21 protein-coding genes and 1 pseudogene are annotated in these 21,430 nt (G+C 71.8%); 11 read left to right on the top strand and 11 right to left on the bottom strand.

Annotated elements, in window-relative coordinates; all coding sequences use genetic code 11:
- Positions 1-16: 16 nt before the first annotated feature.
- Positions 17-1,498: a gluconate:H+ symporter gene (locus tag ACFYU0_RS08385; RefSeq protein WP_389298743.1), complete on the bottom strand. Its 1,482-nt coding sequence runs from the start codon at positions 1,496-1,498 to the stop codon at positions 17-19.
- A 337-nt stretch (positions 1,499-1,835) separates the two neighbouring features.
- On the bottom strand, positions 1,836-2,711 hold the full coding sequence (locus ACFYU0_RS08380; protein WP_389298741.1) for a LysR substrate-binding domain-containing protein: 876 nt from the start codon (positions 2,709-2,711) through the stop codon (positions 1,836-1,838).
- A gap of 291 nt (positions 2,712-3,002) precedes the next feature.
- On the opposite strand from ACFYU0_RS08380, the gene kdgD reads away from it, so the two are divergent.
- Positions 3,003-3,929, top strand: a complete 927-nt coding sequence (kdgD, locus tag ACFYU0_RS08375; RefSeq protein WP_389298739.1) for a 5-dehydro-4-deoxyglucarate dehydratase — start codon at positions 3,003-3,005, stop codon at positions 3,927-3,929.
- Between the two features lie 119 nt (positions 3,930-4,048).
- On the opposite strand, the pseudogene ACFYU0_RS08370 reads toward kdgD, so the two are convergent.
- Positions 4,049-4,252: pseudogene (locus tag ACFYU0_RS08370) on the bottom strand (zinc ribbon domain-containing protein); the annotation flags it as partial.
- On the opposite strand from ACFYU0_RS08370, the gene ACFYU0_RS08365 reads away from it, so the two are divergent.
- The 4 genes from ACFYU0_RS08365 to ACFYU0_RS08350 all read left to right on the top strand — a co-directional run bounded on the left by ACFYU0_RS08365 (position 4,186) and on the right by ACFYU0_RS08350 (position 7,317).
- Positions 4,186-5,139 carry a lanthionine synthetase LanC family protein gene (locus ACFYU0_RS08365; protein ID WP_389298737.1) on the top strand — a complete coding sequence of 318 codons (954 nt, stop codon included), beginning with the start codon at positions 4,186-4,188 and terminating at the stop codon, positions 5,137-5,139. The pseudogene ACFYU0_RS08370 and the gene ACFYU0_RS08365 sit on opposite strands and share 67 nt — an antisense overlap.
- Positions 5,021-6,262, top strand: coding sequence for a sensor histidine kinase (locus ACFYU0_RS08360; RefSeq protein WP_351666895.1), 1,242 nt, complete (start codon positions 5,021-5,023; stop codon positions 6,260-6,262). The genes ACFYU0_RS08365 and ACFYU0_RS08360 overlap by 119 nt, the downstream gene beginning before the upstream one ends.
- On the top strand, positions 6,234-6,902 hold the full coding sequence (locus tag ACFYU0_RS08355) for a response regulator (protein ID WP_389298734.1): 669 nt from the start codon (positions 6,234-6,236) through the stop codon (positions 6,900-6,902). The genes ACFYU0_RS08360 and ACFYU0_RS08355 overlap by 29 nt, the downstream gene beginning before the upstream one ends.
- A gap of 151 nt (positions 6,903-7,053) precedes the next feature.
- A complete protein-coding gene (locus ACFYU0_RS08350) occupies positions 7,054-7,317 on the top strand; it encodes a hypothetical protein (RefSeq protein WP_389298732.1) in 264 nt (87 codons plus the stop codon).
- Positions 7,318-7,537: 220 nt separating this feature from the next.
- Here ACFYU0_RS08350 and ACFYU0_RS08345 read toward each other — a convergent pair whose 3' ends face one another.
- On the bottom strand, positions 7,538-7,708 hold the full coding sequence (locus tag ACFYU0_RS08345) for a hydrophobic protein (protein WP_121790737.1): 171 nt from the start codon (positions 7,706-7,708) through the stop codon (positions 7,538-7,540).
- A gap of 245 nt (positions 7,709-7,953) precedes the next feature.
- Between ACFYU0_RS08345 and ACFYU0_RS08340 the strand changes: the two genes are divergently transcribed.
- Together ACFYU0_RS08340 and ACFYU0_RS08335 are read left to right on the top strand one after the other, a co-directional pair.
- A complete protein-coding gene (locus ACFYU0_RS08340; RefSeq protein ID WP_351666901.1) occupies positions 7,954-8,127 on the top strand; it encodes a CsbD family protein in 174 nt (57 codons plus the stop codon).
- Positions 8,128-8,335: 208 nt separating this feature from the next.
- Complete coding sequence (locus ACFYU0_RS08335; protein ID WP_351666903.1) at positions 8,336-9,169, top strand: PIG-L family deacetylase; 834 nt, start codon at positions 8,336-8,338, stop codon at positions 9,167-9,169.
- Between the two features lie 67 nt (positions 9,170-9,236).
- Here ACFYU0_RS08335 and ACFYU0_RS08330 read toward each other — a convergent pair whose 3' ends face one another.
- The 3 genes from ACFYU0_RS08330 to ACFYU0_RS08320 form a co-directional block, all read right to left on the bottom strand.
- Positions 9,237-10,589, bottom strand: a complete 1,353-nt coding sequence (locus ACFYU0_RS08330) for a phosphatase PAP2 family protein (protein WP_389298729.1) — start codon at positions 10,587-10,589, stop codon at positions 9,237-9,239.
- Positions 10,590-10,714: 125 nt separating this feature from the next.
- Positions 10,715-11,101 carry a GntR family transcriptional regulator gene (locus ACFYU0_RS08325; protein WP_389298727.1) on the bottom strand — a complete coding sequence of 129 codons (387 nt, stop codon included), beginning with the start codon at positions 11,099-11,101 and terminating at the stop codon, positions 10,715-10,717.
- Positions 11,098-11,877, bottom strand: a complete 780-nt coding sequence (locus ACFYU0_RS08320; RefSeq protein WP_389298725.1) for a hypothetical protein — start codon at positions 11,875-11,877, stop codon at positions 11,098-11,100. The genes ACFYU0_RS08325 and ACFYU0_RS08320 overlap by 4 nt, the downstream gene beginning before the upstream one ends.
- Positions 11,878-12,375: 498 nt before the next feature.
- Between ACFYU0_RS08320 and rph the strand changes: the two genes are divergently transcribed.
- Positions 12,376-14,979, top strand: a complete 2,604-nt coding sequence (rph, locus tag ACFYU0_RS08315; RefSeq protein ID WP_389298723.1) for a rifamycin-inactivating phosphotransferase — start codon at positions 12,376-12,378, stop codon at positions 14,977-14,979.
- 45 nt (positions 14,980-15,024) lie between these two features.
- Here the strand turns inward: rph and ACFYU0_RS08310 are convergent, their stop codons facing one another.
- Positions 15,025-16,128: a fatty acid desaturase family protein gene (locus ACFYU0_RS08310; protein ID WP_389298721.1), complete on the bottom strand. Its 1,104-nt coding sequence runs from the start codon at positions 16,126-16,128 to the stop codon at positions 15,025-15,027.
- 297 nt (positions 16,129-16,425) lie between these two features.
- Here ACFYU0_RS08310 and ACFYU0_RS08305 point away from each other — a divergent pair, with 297 nt between their 5' ends.
- Entirely contained in the window at positions 16,426-16,857 is a 432-nt protein-coding gene (locus ACFYU0_RS08305; RefSeq protein WP_389298719.1) for a protein kilB, read from the top strand.
- Between the two features lie 175 nt (positions 16,858-17,032).
- Positions 17,033-17,398, top strand: a complete 366-nt coding sequence (locus ACFYU0_RS08300; RefSeq protein ID WP_351667179.1) for a gas vesicle structural protein GvpA — start codon at positions 17,033-17,035, stop codon at positions 17,396-17,398.
- A gap of 92 nt (positions 17,399-17,490) precedes the next feature.
- Here ACFYU0_RS08300 and ACFYU0_RS08295 read toward each other — a convergent pair whose 3' ends face one another.
- Positions 17,491-17,937: an ATP-binding protein gene (locus ACFYU0_RS08295; RefSeq protein WP_389298717.1), complete on the bottom strand. Its 447-nt coding sequence runs from the start codon at positions 17,935-17,937 to the stop codon at positions 17,491-17,493.
- Between the two features lie 248 nt (positions 17,938-18,185).
- On the opposite strand from ACFYU0_RS08295, the gene ACFYU0_RS08290 reads away from it, so the two are divergent.
- Positions 18,186-18,554 carry an STAS domain-containing protein gene (locus ACFYU0_RS08290; RefSeq protein WP_389298716.1) on the top strand — a complete coding sequence of 123 codons (369 nt, stop codon included), beginning with the start codon at positions 18,186-18,188 and terminating at the stop codon, positions 18,552-18,554.
- A 37-nt stretch (positions 18,555-18,591) separates the two neighbouring features.
- On the opposite strand, the gene ACFYU0_RS08285 is transcribed toward ACFYU0_RS08290, so the two are convergent.
- The gene (locus tag ACFYU0_RS08285; protein ID WP_389298714.1) at positions 18,592-19,803 is read right to left on the bottom strand and encodes a PP2C family protein-serine/threonine phosphatase; all 1,212 of its coding nucleotides are present in this window, start codon (positions 19,801-19,803) and stop codon (positions 18,592-18,594) included.
- Positions 19,800-21,383, bottom strand: coding sequence for an ATP-binding protein (locus ACFYU0_RS08280; RefSeq protein WP_389298949.1), 1,584 nt, complete (start codon positions 21,381-21,383; stop codon positions 19,800-19,802). Before ACFYU0_RS08280 ends, ACFYU0_RS08285 begins: the two co-directional genes overlap by 4 nt.
- Between the last annotated feature and the right edge of the window lie 47 nt (positions 21,384-21,430).

Genomic DNA, 21,430 nt, shown 5'->3' with positions numbered 1-21,430 from the left:
GGAATCGGGCGAGGGGTCACAGGCCGAGGGCGCCGACGGCCCACTCGCCTGCGAGGACGCCGCCCAGGCCGAGGACCGACAGTACCGTCGTGTACGTGGTGCGAACCTTGAGCGCCTGGACGACGGAGAGGTCGAAGTACTCCTTGAACAGCCAGAACCCGGGGTCGTTGACGTGCGAGAAGGCGATGGAACCGCAGGAGACGGCGAGCACCATCATCTCGGGGCTCGCGCCGCTGCCGGCCATCAAGGGCAGCACCACACCGGAGGCGGTGACGACGGCGACCGTCGCCGAGCCGAGCGCCACGCGGAGGATGACCGCGACGAGCCAGGCGAGGACGATCGGTGAGACGGACCAACCGCTGGTGAAGTCCTTGATGTAGTCGGAGATGCCGCCCTCGACGAGGACGTTCTTGAAGGCGCCGCCGGCGCCGATCACCAGCAGGATCATCGCCATCGCCTGGGCGGCCGAGGAGCACGAGGAGCTGACGTCCGACAGGCTCCGGCCGATCCTCGGCCCGAACGCCCAGACGGCCAGGACCAGGGTGAGCAGGAGCGCGATGGGCGCCGAGCCGATGAAGGCGACGGTGTGCAGGAACGGGGTGTCCCCGGGGACTGCCATGTCGATCACCGCGGCGCCGGCGATGAGGACGACGGGGAAGAGGGCCACGAACAACGACCAGCCGAGGCCGGGCATCTCCTCGTCGGTGAACTCGCCGTCGCTGACGAGCCCCTTGGGGATGGAGGGGGACATGGCCCTGACGAACGGCAGGCGCGGCCAGAGCAGGGCGATGAACGCGCCGACCGGGACCGCGATGAACAGTCCGTAGAACAGGGTGAGTCCGGCGGAGGCGTGGAAGGTCGCGGCGACGGCGGTGGGTCCGGGGTGCGGCGGCAGGAAGCTGTGCATCGTGGACAGGGCGATCGACATCGGCAGGCCGACCCACAGCAGGTTCGCGCCGGTGACCCTGACCAGGGTGAAGGCTATGGGCACGATGATGATGAACGCGACCTCGTAGAACATCGTCACGCCGATGAGCATCGAGGTGACGACCATGGCGACCTGGACCCAGCGCGGGCCGAAGGCGTCGAGGAGTTCGCCGGCTATGCGCTGGGCCGCGCCGGAGTCGCCCATGACGCGGCCGACCATGGCGCCGAGCCCGATGGTCAGCATCGTGTCGCCGACCTGGCCGCCGATGCCCTCCGAGAGGACGTCCGGGATGTCCTTGACCGGGATGCCCTGGACCACGGCGACCCCGACCGCCACCAGCAGGAGGGCCGCGAAGCCGTTCAGCCTGAGTCTGGTCATGAGCAGGAGCACAACCAGAACGCTGATACCGACTACGACAAGTGGCATGTCAGTTCCCCTTTGAACTGTGGTTCGGGCGGGCGGGCTTGAAACGGCGGTTCGGCGTGGTCGGGTGGTGCGGCGAGGCGTACGGCGGGACGGCGCCGCGGCGGGTGGGGGCGCGCCGCGGCGGTCGAGACGCGGGCACGGCACGGTCGGGCGGCTCCTTGTGAGGGGTCCGACGGCCGTGCTTCAGCGACCGCGCGCCGCCTGCGCTTCGGGGCCCGCCACCGGCCGTGCGCTCCCCGACGCGGGTCGCGCCGACGGGGCTCGGTGCCGGTGGCCGCCGGCTCCTCCCGCCGGACCCGAGCGGGCATGATCCATCTCTCCCGGACCCTGGTCGCGCGGCAGCGGCGCCGTGCGCTCCGAGCCACGCGACCGGCGGCTGCACCGACCGTAGAGACGGTTCTGATTCACGTCCATGTCAAGTTTTGTTGGGTGCGATACCTTGCCCGCATGACCGCCGTCCGCCGGGCCGGGCGGCCGGGTGTCACATGTGCCGCAGCAAAGCCTCGAGAGCCGGGTTGTCATTGCCCTTGCGCCACACGACGTTCAGCTCGACGGGGTTCGGGTCGGGCAGGGTCACCGGCCGGAAGGCGATTCCGCCGAAGCGCATCCGGGCCGCCGACTCGGGTACGAGGGCGATGCCCCAGCCCCCGTCGACCAGGGCGAGGATGCTGTGCACCTGGGAGAGGTACTGCGTGAAGACCGGCCGGACCCGCGCCGTCCGGAAGATGCTGACCAGCAGCTCGTGGAAGTAGCGGGCCTCGACGGGCGAGTACATCAGGAAGTCCTCGCCCGCGAGGTCCGCCACCGGCATGGGTCGCGTCTGCGCGGCCAGCGGGTGCTGGGCGGGGAGCGCGGCCAGCAGCCCTTCGCGGACCACCATGTGGGCGGTGAGATCGGCTCCCACGGCGGCCGGCCGGATCAGCCCGAGGTCGAGCGAGCCCTCCGCGAGCGCTTTCAACTGGTCCCTGGTGACCAGTTCCTGCAGCAGGATCTCCACGCCCGGCAGGGCGGCCCGCGCGGTTTCCAGCAGACGGCCGAGGGCCGAGTACGCGCTGGCGGCCGTGAACCCTACGGCGATCGTGCCCGCCTCCCCGGTGGAGACCCGGCGCACGGCGAGGGTGGCCTGCTCGGTCTGGCGCAGGATCCGGCGCGCCTCGACCAGGAAGGCCCGGCCGGCCGGGGTCAGCCGCACGGAACGGTTCGTGCGGTCCAGCAGTTGGACGCCCACCTCGTTCTCCAGCAGCTGGATCTGCCGGCTGAGCGGCGGCTGCGTCATGTTGAGCCGTTCCGCGGCGCGGGTGAAGTGCAGTTCCTCGGCGACCGCTATGAAGCTGGTCAACTGTGTAAAAGTGAACACTGATGCTCTCCGGGTATCGCCACATCCAAAATCCGTGTTGGACGTGAATCATTCGCGGAGCGTAGCGTCAGCCGTCGACGGGCTGCGAGGCGCCGGTGGTCGCACCCTCGTCGGACAGGGACCGGCGTCTGCGCCGTCGGCGTCCGCGGGGACCGGCGCTGACGGCTCGGACGACGAACGGCCGCCCCTCCCCCGCCGGTTGCACGTCACGGCGGCGCCCGTCCGGCGCCCGGCCGACGACTGCGGTGCACGCCGCAGCGGTACACGACTTCGACCCTCAGGAGCAGTCCGATGACATCGTTCAGCCCGGCAGAACTCGGCCGCCGTATCGGCTCCGGGCTGCTGTCCTTCCCCGTGACGCACTTCCGGGACGACCTGTCCTTCGACGAGGACGCCTACCGCGCCCACATCGTCCGTATGGCCGGGTACGACGTGGGCGGTCTCTTCGCGGCCGGCGGCACCGGCGAGTTCTTCTCCCTCACGCCCGCCGAGGTCGAGCGCGTCGTCACCGCCGCAGCCGGCAGCGCGCCCGCCGGCACGCCGGTGCTGGCCCCGGCCGGCTACGGCACCGCGACCGCCGTCGAGTTCGCCGCGGCCGCCGAGCGCGCCGGCGCCGACGGCATCCTGCTCTTCCCGCCGTACCTGACCGAAGCCTCCCAGGAGGGCCTGGTCCGGCACGTTCAAGCCGTCTGTCGCGCCACCTCCCTCGGTGTCGTGGTCTACAGCCGCGCCAACGCGGTCTACTCCGCGGACAGCGTCGCGCGCCTGGCCGAGTCGTGTCCCAACCTCGTCGGCTACAAGGACGGCGTCGGTGACATCGACACCATGACCCGCATCCACGCCCGGCTCGGTGAGCGCCTCACCTACATCGGCGGCCTGCCCACCGCCGAGCTGTTCGCGCTGCCCTACCTGCAGTTGGGCGTGACTACGTACTCCTCCGCGATCTACAACTTCCTGCCCGAGTTCGCCCTGGCCTTCTACGCCGCCGTACGCGAATTCCGGCAGGCCGACGTCACGCGGATGCTGTCCGACTTCGTGCTGCCGTACACCGAGATCCGCAACCGCCGGGCCGGTTACGCGGTCAGCGTGGTCAAGGCCGGTATGACGGCCACCGGTCACGGCGCGGGTCCGGTCCGGCCGCCGCTCACGGATCTGACCGCGCAGGAACTCGACGAGCTCAGGGCACTGATCGCCAAGCTGCCCTCCCCCGCGGCCTGACCGCGCACCGGCCGTCGCGGAAGGACGGCTCCGCGTCCGGGCGCGGGGCGGGATGTCCCCGACCACTCGGGTGGGCGCGAGAGGCCGTGTGAGAGTGGACCCTTGACTTCCTCCCCCGCCTAAAGGCGGGGAGTTCCAGCGGTCGCCCGCTGGGGTTCCTGCTTCACCGACGACCGCCCCGTCCGGGAGGACTCCCGTTGAGGTCTTACACCGTCTCCACAGGCAGACGCCGCCAGCCCGGCGGCCAGGATGTTGCGTGCCGCGTTCACGTCGCGGTCATGCACGGCGCCACAGGCGCACGTCCACTCGCGGACTGGCGCTGGCCGGGGCCGCGGACGTGACGGCGCGGGACGAGGCGCCGCCCGAGGGCTTCCTGGTGCCGCACTCCACTCCTCGGTACCGCCCGGACGTGATCGATCCCGTCAGCTACGGCTGGTGCCACGGCCCGGCGGGCGACGCCCAGGCCTTCCGGCTGCTGCGGGACGTCACGGCCGACCCCGGCTGGGCCGACCTGGCCGACCACTGCTGGCACACGGTCGCCCACTCCGGTCTGCCCCGGCGGCTGCGCCCCGGCTTCTGGGACAGCAGCGGCCGCTGCTGCGGCACCGCGGGCGTGCTCGCCCTGGCCTGCGACCGGATCGCCGAACAGCAGGACCCCCACGACTTCGCCCACATCCTCGTCGCGGACCTCGCCGCCCGCGCGATCCGGGACACCGGCGGCGCCCGCTGGTCCAACTTCGAGCACCGGCCGAACCCGGGCGACCTCGAACCGTGCACCGGCTGGGCGATGGGCAGACGCGGGCATCGTCCGCGCACTCCTGCGCTTCGTACGACTGAGCCGCGGGGGCGACCCCCGGTACGCGTTCGCCGGGCCGGACCAGCCCCCGGTCGCGATGCCCCGGCCCGGTTCCGACGCCGGCCCCGCCACGGCCGACGCCCGGGCGCTGTGACGCACCGCCCGGGCGCTGTGACGCACCGCCGCGTACGCGGCCGTAGCGTGTCGTCGCCGTCGGGACCGTCCCCCGTTCGACCGCCGTGTGCCGGGGCGACGACGCGATGCCCGATCCCGCCGCCGACCCTACGGTGGGGTCATGGTGGTGATCAGCGACCAAAGTCGGAAAGCGCCGGCCCGGACCAGTGTGGCCGAGGCGCTGGGCCTGGCCGTCCTCTTCCTGCTGTCCGTGGTGGCCGCCTCGGTCGTCCCGCATGAGCACCGGTTCTCGTTGCGCTGGTCCGCCGTGCTCCTGGCGGGCATCGGCTGCTCCGCGCTCGTCCGGCGGCGCAGTCACCCGATCGGCGTACTGGCCGTCGCACTCGGCTGCGGGGTGAGTTTCCTCGTCCTGGGGTTCCGGGAGAGCCCGCTGGTGCTCGGCCCGGTCCTGCTGTCCGTCTACACCGTGGCCCTGCTGACCGACCGGCGTACCACCTGGATCAGTGCGTCCGCCTCGGCCGCCATCCTGGTGGGCGCCGCCATCCTGTGCGCCCCACGTTCGTGGCTGAACCCCGACAATGTGGCGCTGCTGGCGTGGACGGCGCTGCCGGCCGCGGTCGGCGACGGCCTGCGCTCCCGCCGCGCCTACGTGGCGGCCGTGGAGGAACGCGCGGTGCACGCGGAGCGCACGCGCGAACAGGAGGCGCAGCAACGGGTGGCGGCCGAGCGGGTGCGCATCGCCCGCGAGTTGCACGACATCGTCGCGCACCACATCGCACTGATCAACGCCCAGGCGGGCGTGGCCGCCCATCTCGCGAAGCGGCAGCCGGAGCAGATACTGACGGCCCTGGAGGACATCCGGGACACCAGCCGGTCGGCGCTGGACGAGCTGCGCGTCACCGTGGGGCTGCTCAGGCAGTCCGGCGATCCGGTCGCCCCGCGCACCCCGGCGCCGGGGCTGGCCGACGTGCCGGTGCTGCTGGCGTCCTTCGCCCGGGCCGGCCTGGCCGTCGACCACACCCGGCACGGCACCGCCGCTCCCCTGACGCCGGCGGTCGATCTGACCGCGTACCGCATCGTCCAGGAGGCCCTGACCAACGTGCGCAAGCACGCGGGCGCCGACCACGCCCGGCTGATCCTGCACCACCACCCGGAGCGGCTGACGATCACCGTGGAGGACGACGGGGGGACCGCGCGGAACAACCCGCCGCCCGCCGGTACCGGGCACGGGCTGATCGGGATGCGGGAGCGGGTGGCCACGGTCGGGGGCCGGCTGCACGCGGGACCGCGACCCGGTGGCGGCTTCAGCGTGACGGCGGACCTGCCGCTGCGTCCCGGCCGGCTGGTCGGCGAGACACCGAGGAGAGACGGGCATGACGATTCGCGTACTGCTTGCCGATGACCAGGCCCTGCTGCGGGGCACCTTCAGGATGCTGTTCGAATCCACCGGTGACATGGAGACGGTGGGCGAGGCGTCCAACGGCCAGGAGGCGGTGGAGCTGGCGCGGACCCAGCACCCGGACGTGGTGCTGATGGACATCCGGATGCCGGAGATGGACGGCCTGGAGGCCACCCGGCTGATCAGCGAGTCCGAGGACCTCGCGGCGGTGAAGGTGCTCATCCTGACCACGTTCGAGGACGACGAGCACGTGGCCGAAGCGCTGCGCGCGGGTGCGAGCGGATTCCTGGGCAAGGGCGCGCGCCCGGAGGAACTGGTCGAGGCCGTCCGCACGGTGGCCGCCGGCGACGCCCTGCTGTCACCGGCGGCCACCGGCGCGCTGATCAGGCGTTTCCTCGCCCAGCCGGACCTCTGCCCGGGTGAGGTGCACGAGCGGCTCGAGTGCCTGACGCCGCGGGAACGCGACGTCCTGGCGCTGGTCGCCCTCGGCCTGTCGAACGACGAGATCGCCGAGCACCTGTTCGTGAGCCCGCTGACCGCGAAGACGCACGTCAACCGGGCCATGACCAAGCTGGCGGCGCGCGACCGCGCACAGCTCGTGGTCATCGCCTACCAGTGCGGCCTGGCCAGTGCGGTGTCGTGACCGCGTCCCGGGGTGCGGGCCGGCGGGTCTGTCGCGGCTGTAGGCGGGCGCTCCGGATACCACGGCCGTGGTAGCCGGGAATCGCTGCGGCAGGACGACGCGCGAGGGGGTGCCGCTGAGGGAAGGTGAGAGGGCGAACGGAGGTCTCACCATGATTGAAGCTCCCAGCCGGATCAGCGAAGGCGACCGGACCACGGCGGCGGACCGCCGGCAGGACGACTGCCTCGAGGCCGTGGCACCGCATCTGTCCCTCCTGCGGCATTCTCTGGCCGGCGGAACCCGCCCTGACCGGTACGGACGCGCCGGCGGCCGATCGGAGCGCGGTCACGTGCAGCTTCCGCGCCGCAGGCCGGCTCCCGCGGCCGGGCGGCTCACGCTGCCGCAGTGGGTCAGCAGGACCAAGAACGTGGGCTGACGGCGCCGGCCCCGCGGAGATAGGAGGCGCAGGGTTCCACTGCGGCTTCCGCGGGGCCGGTGCATGGCACACATACCCCGCGGCGCGCCCGATACGCCCGATCCATCCCGGGGACCTTCAGCGGTCCCCGCCCGCACGACGAACGTGGGGCCCGGCCGTACCCGGCCGGGCCCCACGTCGATTGCCGTCACCGGCAGCGCTTCTCACACCGGAGCCGCGCCTACCAGCGATACCAGCGGCCCTTGCGGCCCGCGCCGTCCGCGGATCGGACGACGAAGCCCAGCAGCCACACGATCAGCACGATCACTGCGATCCACCACAGTGCCTTCAGGGCGAAGCCCGCACCGAAGAGGATCAGAGCCAGCAGGAGAACCAGAAGCAGGGGAACCATTGTTATCAACCTCCTGGCCACCGGTTGCCCTTATCTCATCCCTACAAGCCCACGAAATATGAGTTATTTCCGCGGGGTGCGGGGAACGCACGCCACGCACGATTCCCCCTCCCTGGCCTCTGATGCACTGCCGCCGCGCCGTCACGATGCACTCAGCGCGAATCTCTGGCCCAAGGTTTGCCGGGGTCGAGCGGGGTCATGCGCACAGTCAGCACCGCACGCGAGAGCCAAGGAGGGTGAGCAGCATGGCCGCCAGTGAGAAGGCCCGTGCCAAGGCCGAGCAGGCCGTCGGCAAGGCCGCCCAGGCAGTCGGACGAGCCACGGGCAACGAGAAGCTGATCGCCAAGGGCCACGCGGCCGAGGCGGCGGGCCACGCCCGCGAGGGCAAGGAGTCGCTCAAGGACACGGGCCGGCCCTGACCGGCATACGTCAACCGCGTGGGGCGGTCCCGGTATCGGGGCCGCCCCACTCCTTTTCGTGAGGCTCGGCGGGAACACCTGGTCCGGCCGGTGATGTTGCACCACCCTGGGGACCGGCGCCGGGGCGGGAACGGATCGAAGAGGCCGAGAGGCCGTCCGCTGCGGCATGATCCGGGCCCGATGCCCACTCACACAGGAGGACAGTTTCATGAGTGACCGACCCTTGACGCTCATGGCGGTGCACGCCCACCCCGACGACGAGGCCACCGGTACGGGAGGCGTCCTCGCGCGGTACGCGGCGGAGGGTGTCCGTACGGTCCTCGTGACGTGTACCGACGGCGGTTGCGGTGACGGACCGGGGGGCGTCAAGCCGGGCGATCCCGGCCACGATCCCGCTGCCGTCGCCTCGATGCGGCGTGCGGAGCTCGAGGCCAGCTGCGGCATTCTGAAGGTCGGTCACCTGGAGACGCTGGACTACGCCGACTCCGGGATGATGGGCTGGCCGGCGAACGACGCCCCAGGGTCCTTCTGGCGGACGCCCGTGGAGGAGGGCGCCGCCCGGCTCGCGGAACTCATGCGCCACTACCGCCCCGATGTGGTCGTCACCTATGACGAGAACGGCTTCTACGGCCACCCCGACCACATCCAGGCGAACCGCATCACGATGAAGGCGCTGACGATGACCGAGCTGACGCCCAAGGTGTACTGGACGACGGCGCCCCACTCCATGATGCGGCGGTTCGGGGAGCTCATGCGCGAGTTCGGCGGCGACTGGGAGGAGCCGGACCCCGCCGAGACCGACGCGATGGCCGAGATCGGGCTCCCCGACGAGGAGATCACCACCTGGGTGGACACCACGGCGTTCGGCGCTCAGAAGTTCGACGCGCTGGCCGCCCACGCCAGCCAGGGCGAGAACATCTTCTTCCTCAGGATGGGCCAGGAGAGGTTCACCGAGCTGATGGGCGTCGAGACCTTCGTACGCGTTCGGGACACCACCGGCGCGGCCGTGCCCGAGAACGACCTTTTCGCCGGTCTGCGCTGAGCGACCGCGCGCGGGGTCCGCTCCGGCGGACCCCGCGAAGCGGCCCCGCCCGGTGGCGGGGGTGAGGTCAGGCGGGTTCGAGTTGCGGTTCGGGCTGCTGTGCCGGCGCGGTCGCCGGTTCCCACAGTTCGGTGGTCCGCACATAGCCGTAGATCACCGAGACCATCGCCAGAACGAGAAGCGGCCCGAAGAGCCACGGATGTCCGGCCAGCTGCGTCGGCAGGTAGCGGTAGGAGACCAGGAGCGCGGCGAAGACCGTGACGCCGTAGCAGGCCAGTTGGATTCCCGCGCGGTCCCAGCCCCGGTCGAATGAGCGCAGGGCCGCCTCGACCGTCAGGGCGAAGACCACGCCGGCGACCAGGTCCGCTCCGTAGTGGTAGCCGAATCCCAGCGTCGCGCTGAGCGTGGCGACCAGCCAGAACGTGCCCGCGAACCGCAGGATGCGTGGCGCCCTGCGGGAATGGATGAAGATCGCGGTGGCCCACGCGGTGTGCAGACTGGGCATGCAGTTGCGCGGGGTGATCCCGTCGTACGGCATCGAGTGCGGAGTGCCGAGCGCCGGCGGCGCGTCCGGCCACAGATCGGCCACCGCCCACTGCACGCCGCCGGTGCCGGAGGCGCCCGGGCCGTAGGCGAAGACGGGCCCGACCACCGGGAAGATCATGTAGATGGCCGGCCCGAGAAGGCCGATCACCAGGAAGGTGCGCACCAGGTGGTGGCGTGGGAAGCGGCGCTCGGCCGCCACGTCACGCAGCTGGTAGAGCGCGACGACGACCGCGGCGACCGCGAGCTGCGCGTAGACGAGGTGGAGAACGTGGGGGCCGATCGGGTCGGTGGCGTCGACGATCCGGCCCATCAGCCACGACGGGTTGCCCAGCGCGTGGTCGGCGGTCGCCACGTACTGGTCGAGCACCGCCGGTCTGGACTTCGCGGTGATGAGCAGCCAGGTGTCGCCGGTCTTGCGGCCGGCCACCAGCAGCAGGCCCAGACCGACGCCCTTCAGCAGCAGGGTGCGTTCGGGGCCGGTGCGGCGCGTGACGGCGACGACCGCGCAGCCCAGCATCACCCAGAGCGCACCGTTGCCGAAGAAGCGGCCGTCGGCCGTCTCGGCCCCGACCGCCCACCGCACCAGCACGAAGACGGCGTCGATGCCGACGGCCGCACCAGCCGCGATGAACCGCTGCCGCCAGGTGAGGACCACCATCATCAACGCCAGACCGCCGTACAGCGGACCCGGTTTCGGGGCGAACAACAGCCCGCTCAACTGGTCCGTGATCGGACCAGGTTGACCGTAGCGGCGTGCGGCGATCTCCAGTGCGACGAGGATTCCCAGGGCAGCGACGCCCGCCACGGCCCACAGCACGGCCCGTCGTTGACGGCAGGCCGCCAACGCGGCGCCGGCGTCTATTCGTGAGAACACCCGCGATGGTTTGAGTATCAATCGTTTGGCCGATTTGCTCGATATGGAGTGAATGGACGGAAAGCGATGACGGTCGCCATCGCGAGTTCGAACATGCTATCGGAGCGTCGCACGGCTTCCACGGCTCAGCCCTCCCGCTCCCGGAAGGCCCTCCGTACGGCTGCCAGCACGGTGTCCTCCTCGAAACCCAGGGCGGCCGCCCAGGCCACGAAGTCCCTTGTGCCCGCACTCAGTTCCGGTGATTCCCGGAGGCCGGCGCCCGGCGGCGGCGGAGCCACGCGGGTTCCCGCGCCGCGGCGGGTACGGATCAGGCCGGCCGCCTCCAGCTCGCGGTAGGCCCGGGCCACGGTGCCCGTCGCGAGGCCGAGGTCCGAGGCCAGTTGCCGCACCGTCGGCAGCCGCTCGCCCTCGGCCAGCCGGCCGGCGCCGATCAGGTCGGCAAGCTGGGCGCGTATCTGCTCGTACGGCGGGACGGGTGTGGTCGTGTCGACCCGGACGGCGGCGCCGGTCACCCGCGCGCCCCCCGGTCCGTACGGTGCCACCACGCGGCCCGGGGCGAGCAGACGGTGAAGAGCATCCAGGGCGCGGTCACCAGGGAGACGAGCGCCAGGGGCAGGAGGACCGCGTTGGCGGCCGTGCCGGCGGCGCCGTCGCACGTCATGTCCGACAGGGCGCCCGAGGCCGTCGAGGCCGCGCCGAGCAGCGAGGTGGAGACGACGACGCCCCAGGCGGCCACGATCGCCAGCGAGCGGTCGCGCCGCGAACGGTCGTCGCCGGGCCGGGTGGCGATACGCCGCAGCGACCAACCGCACGCCACCGTGGCGATGGCGAGGGCGGCCAGCATGGGCGCACCGTAGTGGAACCCGGGCCAGGCTCCGTGCCCCTCGGCCACTCCCCCGCAGGTGAGGGTGAGTCGCCGGCCGGCCCGCCCGAGGTCGTCCGGACCGGCCACCGCGCCCGCGACCGCCAGCAGGGCCACCAGGGCGACGGCGAGGACGAGCAGCAGGACGGTCATACGGGGCGGTACGTAGTCGCGCACCCGGCGCGGCGTGAGGCCGGCGGCGCGGACGGCGCCGCGGGCCGGCGCGGTCAGCGCGTCCCCCAGCAGCACGCCGCCGACGGCGCAGAGGCCGAACGCCGGGATGGCGTAGAGCACGCCGTCGCCGTCGCGGAGCGGGGACAGCAGGCCGCCGGCCAGGGCGCCCACGGCCAGACCCGCGTACCTGGCGTAACGGTCGACGGGACCGTGGGATGCGGTCGGCGCGGTGCGCACGTCGGAATCAGCCATGGAAATACCCCCCGTGTCGGGGCAACTCGCGCCCCCTGTTTGTATCAACCCCTGGATACAAGATGGCCGCCTCAAGGGGCTTGTGTCAACACGTCGCTACAAGTCGGCGATCATTCCCCAGCTCGTCCCGCCTGCCCGTGAAAGGCCGTCAGACCGCGGGGCGGCGCAGCTCGGTGGGAAGGGGCGGCTTCGGCGAGGAAGCCCACCGCATGGGGCCAGACCACGTCGGCGTCCCGGGACATGTGCGGACGCGACCGGGCCGCCTCACGCCTCCGAGCGACGGCGTCCGGGGCGGAGTCGAGGCGAAAACACGAAGGCGAGGAGATCCCTCTCCTCGCCACTCTCAACTTATAGCGCACCGGGGGGCTTGCGGCAAGGCCCCGGTCCTGGCGCAGAATCGTCCGCCGAGCCCACAAGCTGCGGAAACGAGGCACGACCTGTGTGTCGTGGCCGACGTACGGGGGGCGAGGCGACGTCGATGCGGTGGTGGGAGAGATCATGACCGAGCGGTATGTGCTGGATCTTCGAGAGGTCGACGAGAGCCAGGTCGAGGCGGTCGGCGGCAAGGGCGCGAACCTGGGCGCGCTGTCGCGTGTCGCGGGCGTGCGGGTGCCGGACGGCTTCTGCGTGACGACGGGCGCCTTCCGGCGGGTCATGGCGCAAGCGCCGTCGCTCGACGCCCGGCTGGAGGAGCTGTCACGGCTGCCGCTGAACGACCCGGAGGCGATCCGGACCCTCAGCGCGGAGATCCGCCGGACCGTCGAGGACATCGCCGTCCCCGACGACATCGCGGCACAGATCACACGCGCCGTCCTCGGCGACGGCGAACAGGCCGCCTACGCCGTCCGGTCGAGCGCGACGGCGGAGGACTCGCCGACGGCTTCCTTCGCCGGCCAGCAGGACACCTATCTGAACGTCGTGGGGCCGGCGGCGGTCCTCCGGCACGTCAGCCGGTGCTGGGCCTCGCTGTTCACCGAGCGCGCCGTCGTCTACCGCCTGCGCAACGGCATCGACCACCGCACGGTGCGCATGGCCGTGGTCGTGCAGCGGATGGTCTTCCCGCAGGCCGCCGGCATCCTGTTCACCGCCGACCCCGTGACCGGCGACCGGAAGACGGCCACCGTGGACGCCGGGTTCGGCCTCGGCGAGGCACTGGTCTCCGGCCTGGTGAACCCGGACGTCTTCCGGGTGCGGGACGGCGAGGTCGTCTCCGAGGCGGTCGCCGCCAAGCGGCGCGCCGTTCAGGCCCTGCCCGGTGGCGGTACGCGGGAAGTCGCGGTCGACGCACGGCGACAGGAGGAGCCGGCGCTGACGCGTGCGCAGGTGGTCCGGCTCGTGCGGCTCGGACGGCGGATCGAGGCGTACTTCGGCCGGCCGCAGGACATCGAATGGTGCCTGGTCGACGACGACTTCCGGATCGTCCAGAGCCGGCCGATCACGACGCTGTTCCCCGTCCCGGAGCGGGACGACCAGGAGAACCACGTGTACGTCTCCGTCGGTCACCAGCAGATGATGACCGACGCCATGAGGCCCCTGGGGCTCTCCATGTGGAAGCTGACGGCCATGATCCGGATGCACGACGCCGGCGGCCGGCTGTTCGTCGACGTCACCGGGCGTCTGGCGTCACCGGCGAGCCGCGGCGCCTTCCTGGACCTGGTGGGGAGGTCCGATCCGCTGATCAGGGACGCGCTGGACACGGTGCTGGAGCGCGACGGCTTCGTCCCGTCCCTTCCGGAGGCCGCTCCCGCCGGGCCGCCCGCCGGCGGCGCCTCCGCCTCCCCCTCCGTCGAGACCGATCCCGCCGTCGTCACCGAACTGATCGAACGCACCCGGAGGTCGGTCGCCGCCCTGGAGCGCGACATCCGGACGAAGACCGGACCGGAGCTGTTCGACTTCCTGCTGGACGCCTTCGAGGAGCACAAGCGGGTCCTCGCCGATCCGCTGAGCATTCAGGTGATCATGGCGGGGATGGAGGCCACCTGGTGGCTCAACGACAAGCTGTACGAGTGGCTGGGCGAGAAGAACGCGGCCGACACCCTCACCCTGTCCGCTCCGGGCAACGTCACCTCGGAGATGGGGCTGGCGCTGCTCGACGTCGCGGACGCCGTCCGCCCGCACGCCGAGGTGGTCGCCTTCCTGCGGGGTGCAAGGGACGAGGGCTTCCTGGAGGAACTGGCGAAACTGCCGGGCGGGACCGAGGCCCGCGACGCCATCGAGGGCTATCTCGATCTGTACGGCATGCGCTGCGTCGGCGAGATCGACATCACGAGGCCGCGCTGGCGTGAGCGCCCCACCGCGCTCGTACCGGCGATCCTCGACAACGTGCGGAACTTCGCGCCGGGCGCCGCGCGACGGCGTTTCGAGCAGGGGCTCCGGGAGGCGGAGAAGAAGGAACAGGACGTGCTGTCACGTCTGCGGGCCCTGCCGGACGGGGAGCGGAAGGCGGGCGAGGCCAAGCGCATGATCGACCGGGTCCGCACCTTCGCCGGATACCGGGAGTACCCGAAGTACGGCATCATCAGCCGCTACTTCGTCTACAAGCAGGCCCTGTTGGCGGAGGCCGAGCGCCTGGTGCACGCCGGTGTGCTCGCCGAGCGGGAGGATGTCTTCCACCTCACGTTCGAGGAGTTCCGCGACGCCGCGCGTTCGAACCAGGTCGACCACCGGCTCATCCGGCGGCGCAGGGATGCCTTCCGGTCGTACCAGGCGCTGACGCCGCCCCGGGTGCTGACATCGGACGGGGAGTGCGTCACCGGCGCGTACCGGCGTGACGACGCGCCCGACGGCGCCCTGCTCGGCCTGCCGGTGTCCGCCGGGACGGTGGAGGGCAGGGCCCGGGTCGTCCTCGACATCTCCGAGGCCGACCTCGAGCCGGGCGACATCCTGGTCACGGCCTACACCGACCCCAGTTGGTCGCCCCTGTTCGTCGGGATCGCGGGCCTGGTGACGGAGGTGGGCGGCCTGATGACCCACGGTGCGGTGATCGCCCGGGAGTACGGTCTGCCCGCCGTGGTCGGTGTCGAGCGGGCCACCCGGCTGGTCCGCGACGGGCAGCGGATCCGGGTGCACGGCACCGAGGGGTACGTCGAGATCCTTCCCTGACGGGCCCGTCGGCGTCAGGTCCCCGGGCGTGGAGCACTCCGGCGTTCACCGTGCCCTCCGCCGCCGCCTGATGGGCTCTCCGACCCGGTGCAGATGGGTCAGCGCCTCGCGGTAGGAGCGGAGCAGTCCTGTCTCGTGGTAGGGCACGCCGATCTCGGCGCAGTACCGCCGGACGACGGCCTGGGCGCGACGCAGGTGGGGCGTGGGCATGCTCGGGAACAGGTGGTGCTCGATCTGGTAGTTGAGGCCGCCGAGCAGCGCGTCGGTGATCCGGCCGCCGCGCACGTTGCGGGAGGTGACGACCTGGCGCCGCAGGAAGTCGGGCCGCTCGTCGCCGGTGAAGGTGGGCATGCCCTTGTGGTTCGGGGCGAAGGTGCAGCCGAGGTACACGCCGAACAGGCACTGGTTCAGCGCCAGGAACGCCACCGCCTTGCCGGGCGGGAGAACCAGGAACAGGGCGGACAGCACGCCCGCGATGTGCAGCAGGAGTAGGGCGCCCTCCAGCGTCCGGTTCCTCATGTACGGCGAGCGCAGCGCCCGCAGGCTCGCGACGTGCAGGTTGAAGCCTTCGAGGGTGAGCAACGGGAAGAACAGCAGGGCCTGGTGGCCACCGATCAGACGGGCCACCCCACGGCTGGCCCGCGCCTGATCGGTGGACCACACCAGGATGTCGGGGGCGACATCGGGATCCAGGTCCTCGTGGTTGGGGTTGGCGTGGTGGCGCGTGTGCTTGTTCATCCACCAGCCGTAGCTCATGCCCACGCCCAGATTCCCGAACAGCCGGCCCATGATTTCGCTGGGGCGGCGTCGCCGGAAGACCTGGCGGTGGGCCAGGTCGTGCGCGAGCAGGGCGACCTGCCCGAAGACGAAGGCCAGGAAGGCCGCGACGGCCAGTTGCCCCCAGGTGTCGCCCAGGGCGAAGAAGGCTCCCCAGCCCGCCGCGTACAGCGCGACCACCAGGCCGACGCGCGCCGCGTAGTAGCCGGGGCGCCGGCGCATCAGGCCGGCCTCGGCGATCCGCCGGGAGAGCCGTGCGAAGTCACTGCCGCCGGGGGCGCCGGACCCGTCCGCGACGGAACTGTCCGTGACGGACCTGTCCGCGGCGGCAGGACGGGACCGGGACGAGGAGATGTCGGTGGATGTCGTCATGCCCGGAAGTCTTCTGTCGGGCGGTGCCCGGAGTAAGCCTGCCAGCCACCCACTGCCCGCCGGGCATTCCCCCTGGCCGGCCGGGGGTTATCCCCCGCCACGACGGCCCGGCGACGCCGAGCCGGGCGGTGTGCGGGAACGGCTCGGACGACCATGAGGCGGACGGCCCTGGAGGGCGCGTCCGTTACGCTCCCGGCCACGCCGGAGAAACGGGCGCCGAAGGGGAGCCGCCGGCTCTGGCCCGCCCTACTACCGTTGCCTGAGGGGGACTTGGCGATGTGGCCCAGCATCATTGCCGTGGTCGGCACACTGCTCGGAGGCGCCCTGACGGGGCTGCTGCAGATCAGGAGTACGCGGATCGCCCAGAGCGCCGCCCGTGCCGACCAGAGGGCGGAAGCCCTGCGCCGGGCGCTGGGCGAACTGGTGGCCTCGCTCGGCGACCATCGGCGGCCCATGTGGCACCGCGAGGTCCTCCGTCTGGACGGCGCGGGCGAGGAAGCCGTCGAGGCGGCCCGCACGGCTTCCCGTGCCACGCGTTCGGCCGTGACCGCCCCGCTGGTCGCGGTGTCCGTCCTCGACCGCTCCCTCGCCGAGCCGGCCCGGCAGGCCGCCCTGGCCGCGTTCGGCCTGCGCGAGGCCTCCGACCACACCGACCTGGCCGCCCGCCGTGAAGTCGCGATCGCGGCGACCGACGAACTGGTCGCCGCCGCCGGCCGCGCGATGGCCTGACGTCCCGGCCCGGACGGCCCCGCTCGCCGCCCTCGTACTGGTGTTTTGTCCCAGGTGGCGGGGGCATCCGCACCTTGAAGCCCAGGTCGCGGCGGGCGCCCGCGAGGCCGTCGCGCCGCCGACGGGCTCCACCCACCACAGCATGCCGGAACCGGACGATGAGGGGTTGGTCGCGATGACCGTGGCGACACAGCAGGGCGGCGGAGGCGGTTCCAGTGGCCTGTACGACGTTCTGGAGCTCATCCTCGACCGCGGGCTGGTGATCGACGCGTTCGTGCGGGTCTCCCTCGTCGGTATCGAGATCCTCAAGATCGACATACGGATCGTGGTCGCGAGCGTCGACACCTATCTGCGCTTCGCGGAGGCGTGCAACCGGCTCGACCTGGAATCGGGGCCGCGCAAGCCGGCCGGGCTCACCGAGCTGAAGGGCAAGCTCACGGAGTCCGGCGCGCAGGGTGCGGCCAAGGGAGCCCTCTCCGGTGCCGCGGAGACCATTTCGGACGCCTTCAAGCAGGCACGAGACGAGCACAGGGCGCGATAGGGCGACGGGGCCCGGCCGGTTCGCGAGACCGCGCCGGGCCCCGCAGCAGAGGGCCGCGGGCAGGACTCGCGCAGGACCGCCCGGCGGCCGGGCTACCCGAGGCGCGCGGCGTCCTCGCAGACGGGGTCCGCGAGCGCGAGTCGTGCGGTCATGCGCTTGCCGACCGTTTCCCGCACCGCTTCGACGCTCTGGCAGACGGCTTTCACGATCTCCAGGCCGTGCTGCCCCACCCGGCCCGCGTCGGCCACCCGCACCACCGGCAGCTCGGGGTCGGAGTCCCACACCTGGACCTCCACCGAATCGTCGGCCAGCCGCAGATCGAGCAGGATCGGCCCGGAGGCGTACTTGCGGGCGTTGGTGACCAGCTCGCTCACCACGAGCTGGGTCAGCTCGACGGCTCGCTGGGAGACCGGGACACGGTGTTCGGCGCGCATCCGGGACAGGAAACCGGCGGCCAGTCGGCGGGCCTCCGCGATGCAGGGGCTCTGCCCGTCCAGGGCTGCCGCGGCACGTGGACGACCGTCGTCGTGGAGCGTCATGCTGTCCTCACCGACCAGATTCGTTCGGTCCGCTCGCGGCTGATGCCGCTGCCTCCACGTCCAGGTACCCGAAGACGCCGGGTACATCACACGTGCGTTGCGCGGCATTTGTCGGGGCGGATGGGGTACGGATACGGACTCGCGCGCCGCCGAGCCGTGATTCGGGGATGCCTCGGCCGCTACCGGGCACTAGTGCGAAGAGGTATGCGCGCTCGTATCTGATCTCGAGGATGTTGAGGAACGCCGTGGTGGAGACCGACACCGACAAGCCCCAGGAGCCCGAGCTGCTGGAGGTGGTGACGAGCACCACCGACGGCGTCACGGTGGTGAGCGCGGCCGGTGAGATAGACCACGGCAGCGCCGGCCACCTCGTCCGGGCCCTCGACGTCAGCGGTCTCGGTCAGCGGCCCCGCGTGATCGTCGACATGGCGGGGGTGACCTTCATCGACTCCAGCGGCATCAACGTCCTGCTCGCCGCCCACCGCGACCTCACCGCGGCGGACGGCTGGCTGCGCCTGGCGAACGCCTCGGCGTACGTGCTGCGCACCCTGCAGATCGTCGGCATCGACACCCTCGTCCCCTGCTGCGGCAGCGTGCGCGAAGCCCTCACGGCCTGACTCGGCGGGCCGGCCCGCCGCTGCCGTTCCGGCGGGGCTACGGCACCGTGCGCCAGGCGCTCGGGGTGCGGCCGGTGTGGGTGTTGTTCCAGTCCAGGCGCAGGACGGCGAGATCGTCGGTGTGCCGGTCGGCGTTGAGCGTGCGGCTGCGGGCGATGAGCTGGTCCAGGTGGGAGCCGGGATCCGGTGTGTCGATGGTGCCGATGATGTCCAGCAGGCCTTCGACGCCGAGCCGCGCGGAGCGGTCGCCGGCGAAACCCTCGATCAGGCCGTCCGTGTAGGCGACGAGTGCGCCGCGGTCGGGCAGGGCGATGGTGGTGGACGGCCACTTGCCCAGCCCGGGGACGATCCCCAGCGCGACCCCGTGGGCGGCGGTCACCACCCGTGCTCCCTCGGGCGTGACGAGGAGGGGTTCGTGGTGCCCGGCCAGGTGGAGGGTGACGGTGGCCGCGTCCGGGTCCAGGGTGATGAGGGTGCAGGTGGTGAAGAGGTCGCTGCCGGCCCGTTCGGCGATGTGGATCTGCTCCAGCAGATGGAGCAGCCCCTGGTCGCGGTGCCCGCCGAGGACGAGGGCCCGCCAGGCGATGCGCAGGCAGACGCCCAGTGCCGCGGCGTCGGGGCCGTGGCCGCTGACGTCGCCGATGACGGCGTGGATGTGCCCGTCGTCGGTCTGGACGACGTCGAGGAAGTCCCCTCCCAGCAGGGCCTGGGCCCGGCCGGGGTAGTAGCGGCTGGAAGCCGTGACGGTGGAGGACGACAGGAGGGGTTCGGGGAGCAGACCGCGTTCGAGGCGTGCGTTCTCCTCGGCGCGCAGGCGGCCGATCTGCAGCGCCGCGTTGGCGCGTTCGGCCTGCTTGCGCTGGACGGCGTAACGCAGGGCACGCTGCATGAGGTCGGGTTCGACCTTGCCCTTGATCAGGTAGTCCTGGGCGCCGGCCGCGAGCGCGTCGACGCCCGCGCGGGGCTCGTCCAGGCCGGTCAGGACGATGATCGCGGCGTGGGTGTTCGACTGGATCGCCCGGACCGACTCCAGTCCGGAGGCGTCGGGCAGGTGCAGGTCGAGGAGAACGCAGTCCACGGCGTCCGAGGCGAGTGCCGCACGGGCCTCGGCGGCCGTGCGGCAGCGTGTGAGGGTGTGCGGCAGGTCGGTGTCGTGGAGGAGTTCCTCGACGAGGAGCGCGTCCCCGTCGTCGTCCTCCACGAGCAGGATGGCGTACCGCAGGTCGCGGGTCGCGGCCGGATCGGTCACGGCTGGACCTCTCTTCGCGGGGCCTCGGACGCGGAGCCGGTGGCGGGCAGGGTGAAGACGACACGGGTGCCCGAAGTGTGGCCGGCGTCGATGCCGATCGTGCCGCCGTGGAACTCCACGACCTTCTTGCACATGGCGAGGCCGATGCCGGTGCCCGGGTAGGCGTCCTTGGTGTGCAGGCGCTGGAAGAGGACGAAGACCTTGTCGTGGAACTCGGGCGCGATGCCGATCCCGTTGTCGGTCACCGAGAACGTCCACACGCCTCCGTCGCAGGCCGCGCCGACCCGAACGCGGGGCGGCCGGTCGGGACTGCGGAACTTGATGGCGTTCGAGAGCAGGTTCTGCCAGAGCATGCCGAGCTGGGTGGCGTCCCCGACGACGGTGGGCAGCGGGTCGTGGGTGATCTCGGCGCCCGTCTCCTCGATGGTCACGCTGAGATCGTCCAGGACCTTGCCCAGCACCGATTCCAGATCGACGGTCTGGTGGTCGTTGTGGACCCGGCCGACCCGGGAGAATGCCAGGAGGTCGTTGATGAGCGTCTGCATGCGGTTGGCGCCGTCGACGGCGAAGGCGATGTACTGGTCGGCCTTGTCGTCCAGCTGACCGCCGTAACGGCGCTGCAGGAGCTGGGTGAAGCTGGACACCTTCCGCAGCGGCTCCTGCAGGTCGTGCGAGGCCACGTAGGCGAACTGCTCCAGTTCCGTGTTGGAGCGCCGCAGGTCCTCGGCCTGCTCGTCCAGGAGCCCGCGTGCCTGCTCGCTGAACTGCAGTTCCCGCACCAGCCGCTGACGCATGGCCTCGGTGTCGGATGCCAGTTGCCGCAGGTCGGCGGGTCCGGTGCCGGAGAGGGAGCGGTCGAATCGGCCCTGCGCCACCTCACGTGCCGCCGAGCCGAGCCGGGTCAGCGGACGGGTCACGCCGCGGCGCAGCCCCTCCGAGACGAGGACCGCGACCAGGACGATGACGACGGCGATGACGGCGAACATCCAGTTACGCAGCGTCTCCGCTCGCTTCAGCGTCCTCGTGGCCGCCGACCGCTCGCTCTGCAGGTGGTCCTGCTGGCGTGCCATGGCACGCCGCAGCACGTCGAAGCTCGACTTGCCCTCGCCCGCACGCCGGGTGGCGAGTTTCACGGCCTCGTCGGGCGAGGCTTCCGAGATGGGGCGGGCGAAGTTCCGCTGCCAGGTGTCGGCGAGCCTCTCGACCTCGGCCAGGTCGGCGGCGGCCCGCTCGTCCGTGACCAGCGGTCGCAGCAGGCGCAGGGCGGTCTTCTCGTCGCTCACGCCACGCGCGTAGGGCTGGAGGAAGTCGGTGCGGCCGGACAGGCCGTATCCGCGGATGCCGGTCTCCTGGTTGACCAGGGCCTGCTCCACCCGCATGGCCTCGATCAGGGCGGGCGAGCGGCGGTCGACCAGCTCGGAGGTGATCTGCGACGTTCGCCACATCGCCCAGCCGCCCAGTGAGCCCAGGACCGCGAGGACCGCGAGGGTGGTGGCGACTCCGGTACGCAGCCAGCGCCGCGTCGTCCAGCCGGAGAGAACGCCGTTGCCGGACGACTCGGTTTCTATGGCGGTCTGCATCTTTTCCTCGGACGAGTGGGCCGCTGTTGCCATGGGGCAAGCACAAC

It is taken from the genome of Streptomyces sp. NPDC003720 (assembly GCF_042875075.1).
Classification (GTDB): domain Bacteria; phylum Actinomycetota; class Actinomycetes; order Streptomycetales; family Streptomycetaceae; genus Streptomyces.
The sequence above is the reverse complement of the archived record's forward strand: the minus strand, read 5'-3'. Positions and strand labels throughout refer to the sequence as shown.

Bases quoted from the DNA above. Each gene is read 5' to 3' on its own strand.
- kdgD (WP_389298739.1), top strand. From the start codon at position 3,003: ATGACATCGTTCAGCCCGGCAGAACTCGGCCGCCGTATCGGCTCCGGG.
- ACFYU0_RS08360 (WP_351666895.1), top strand. From the start codon at position 5,021: ATGGTGGTGATCAGCGACCAAAGTCGGAAAGCGCCGGCCCGGACCAGT.
- ACFYU0_RS08355 (WP_389298734.1), top strand. From the start codon at position 6,234: ATGACGATTCGCGTACTGCTTGCCGATGACCAGGCCCTGCTGCGGGGC.
- ACFYU0_RS08350 (WP_389298732.1), top strand. From the start codon at position 7,054: ATGATTGAAGCTCCCAGCCGGATCAGCGAAGGCGACCGGACCACGGCG.
- ACFYU0_RS08345 (WP_121790737.1), bottom strand. From the start codon at position 7,708: ATGGTTCCCCTGCTTCTGGTTCTCCTGCTGGCTCTGATCCTCTTCGGT.
- ACFYU0_RS08340 (WP_351666901.1), top strand. From the start codon at position 7,954: ATGGCCGCCAGTGAGAAGGCCCGTGCCAAGGCCGAGCAGGCCGTCGGC.
- ACFYU0_RS08335 (WP_351666903.1), top strand. From the start codon at position 8,336: ATGAGTGACCGACCCTTGACGCTCATGGCGGTGCACGCCCACCCCGAC.
- ACFYU0_RS08320 (WP_389298725.1), bottom strand. From the start codon at position 11,877: ATGGCTGATTCCGACGTGCGCACCGCGCCGACCGCATCCCACGGTCCC.
- rph (WP_389298723.1), top strand. From the start codon at position 12,376: ATGACCGAGCGGTATGTGCTGGATCTTCGAGAGGTCGACGAGAGCCAG.
- ACFYU0_RS08310 (WP_389298721.1), bottom strand. From the start codon at position 16,128: ATGACGACATCCACCGACATCTCCTCGTCCCGGTCCCGTCCTGCCGCC.
- ACFYU0_RS08300 (WP_351667179.1), top strand. From the start codon at position 17,033: ATGACCGTGGCGACACAGCAGGGCGGCGGAGGCGGTTCCAGTGGCCTG.
- ACFYU0_RS08295 (WP_389298717.1), bottom strand. From the start codon at position 17,937: ATGACGCTCCACGACGACGGTCGTCCACGTGCCGCGGCAGCCCTGGAC.
- ACFYU0_RS08280 (WP_389298949.1), bottom strand. From the start codon at position 21,383: ATGCAGACCGCCATAGAAACCGAGTCGTCCGGCAACGGCGTTCTCTCC.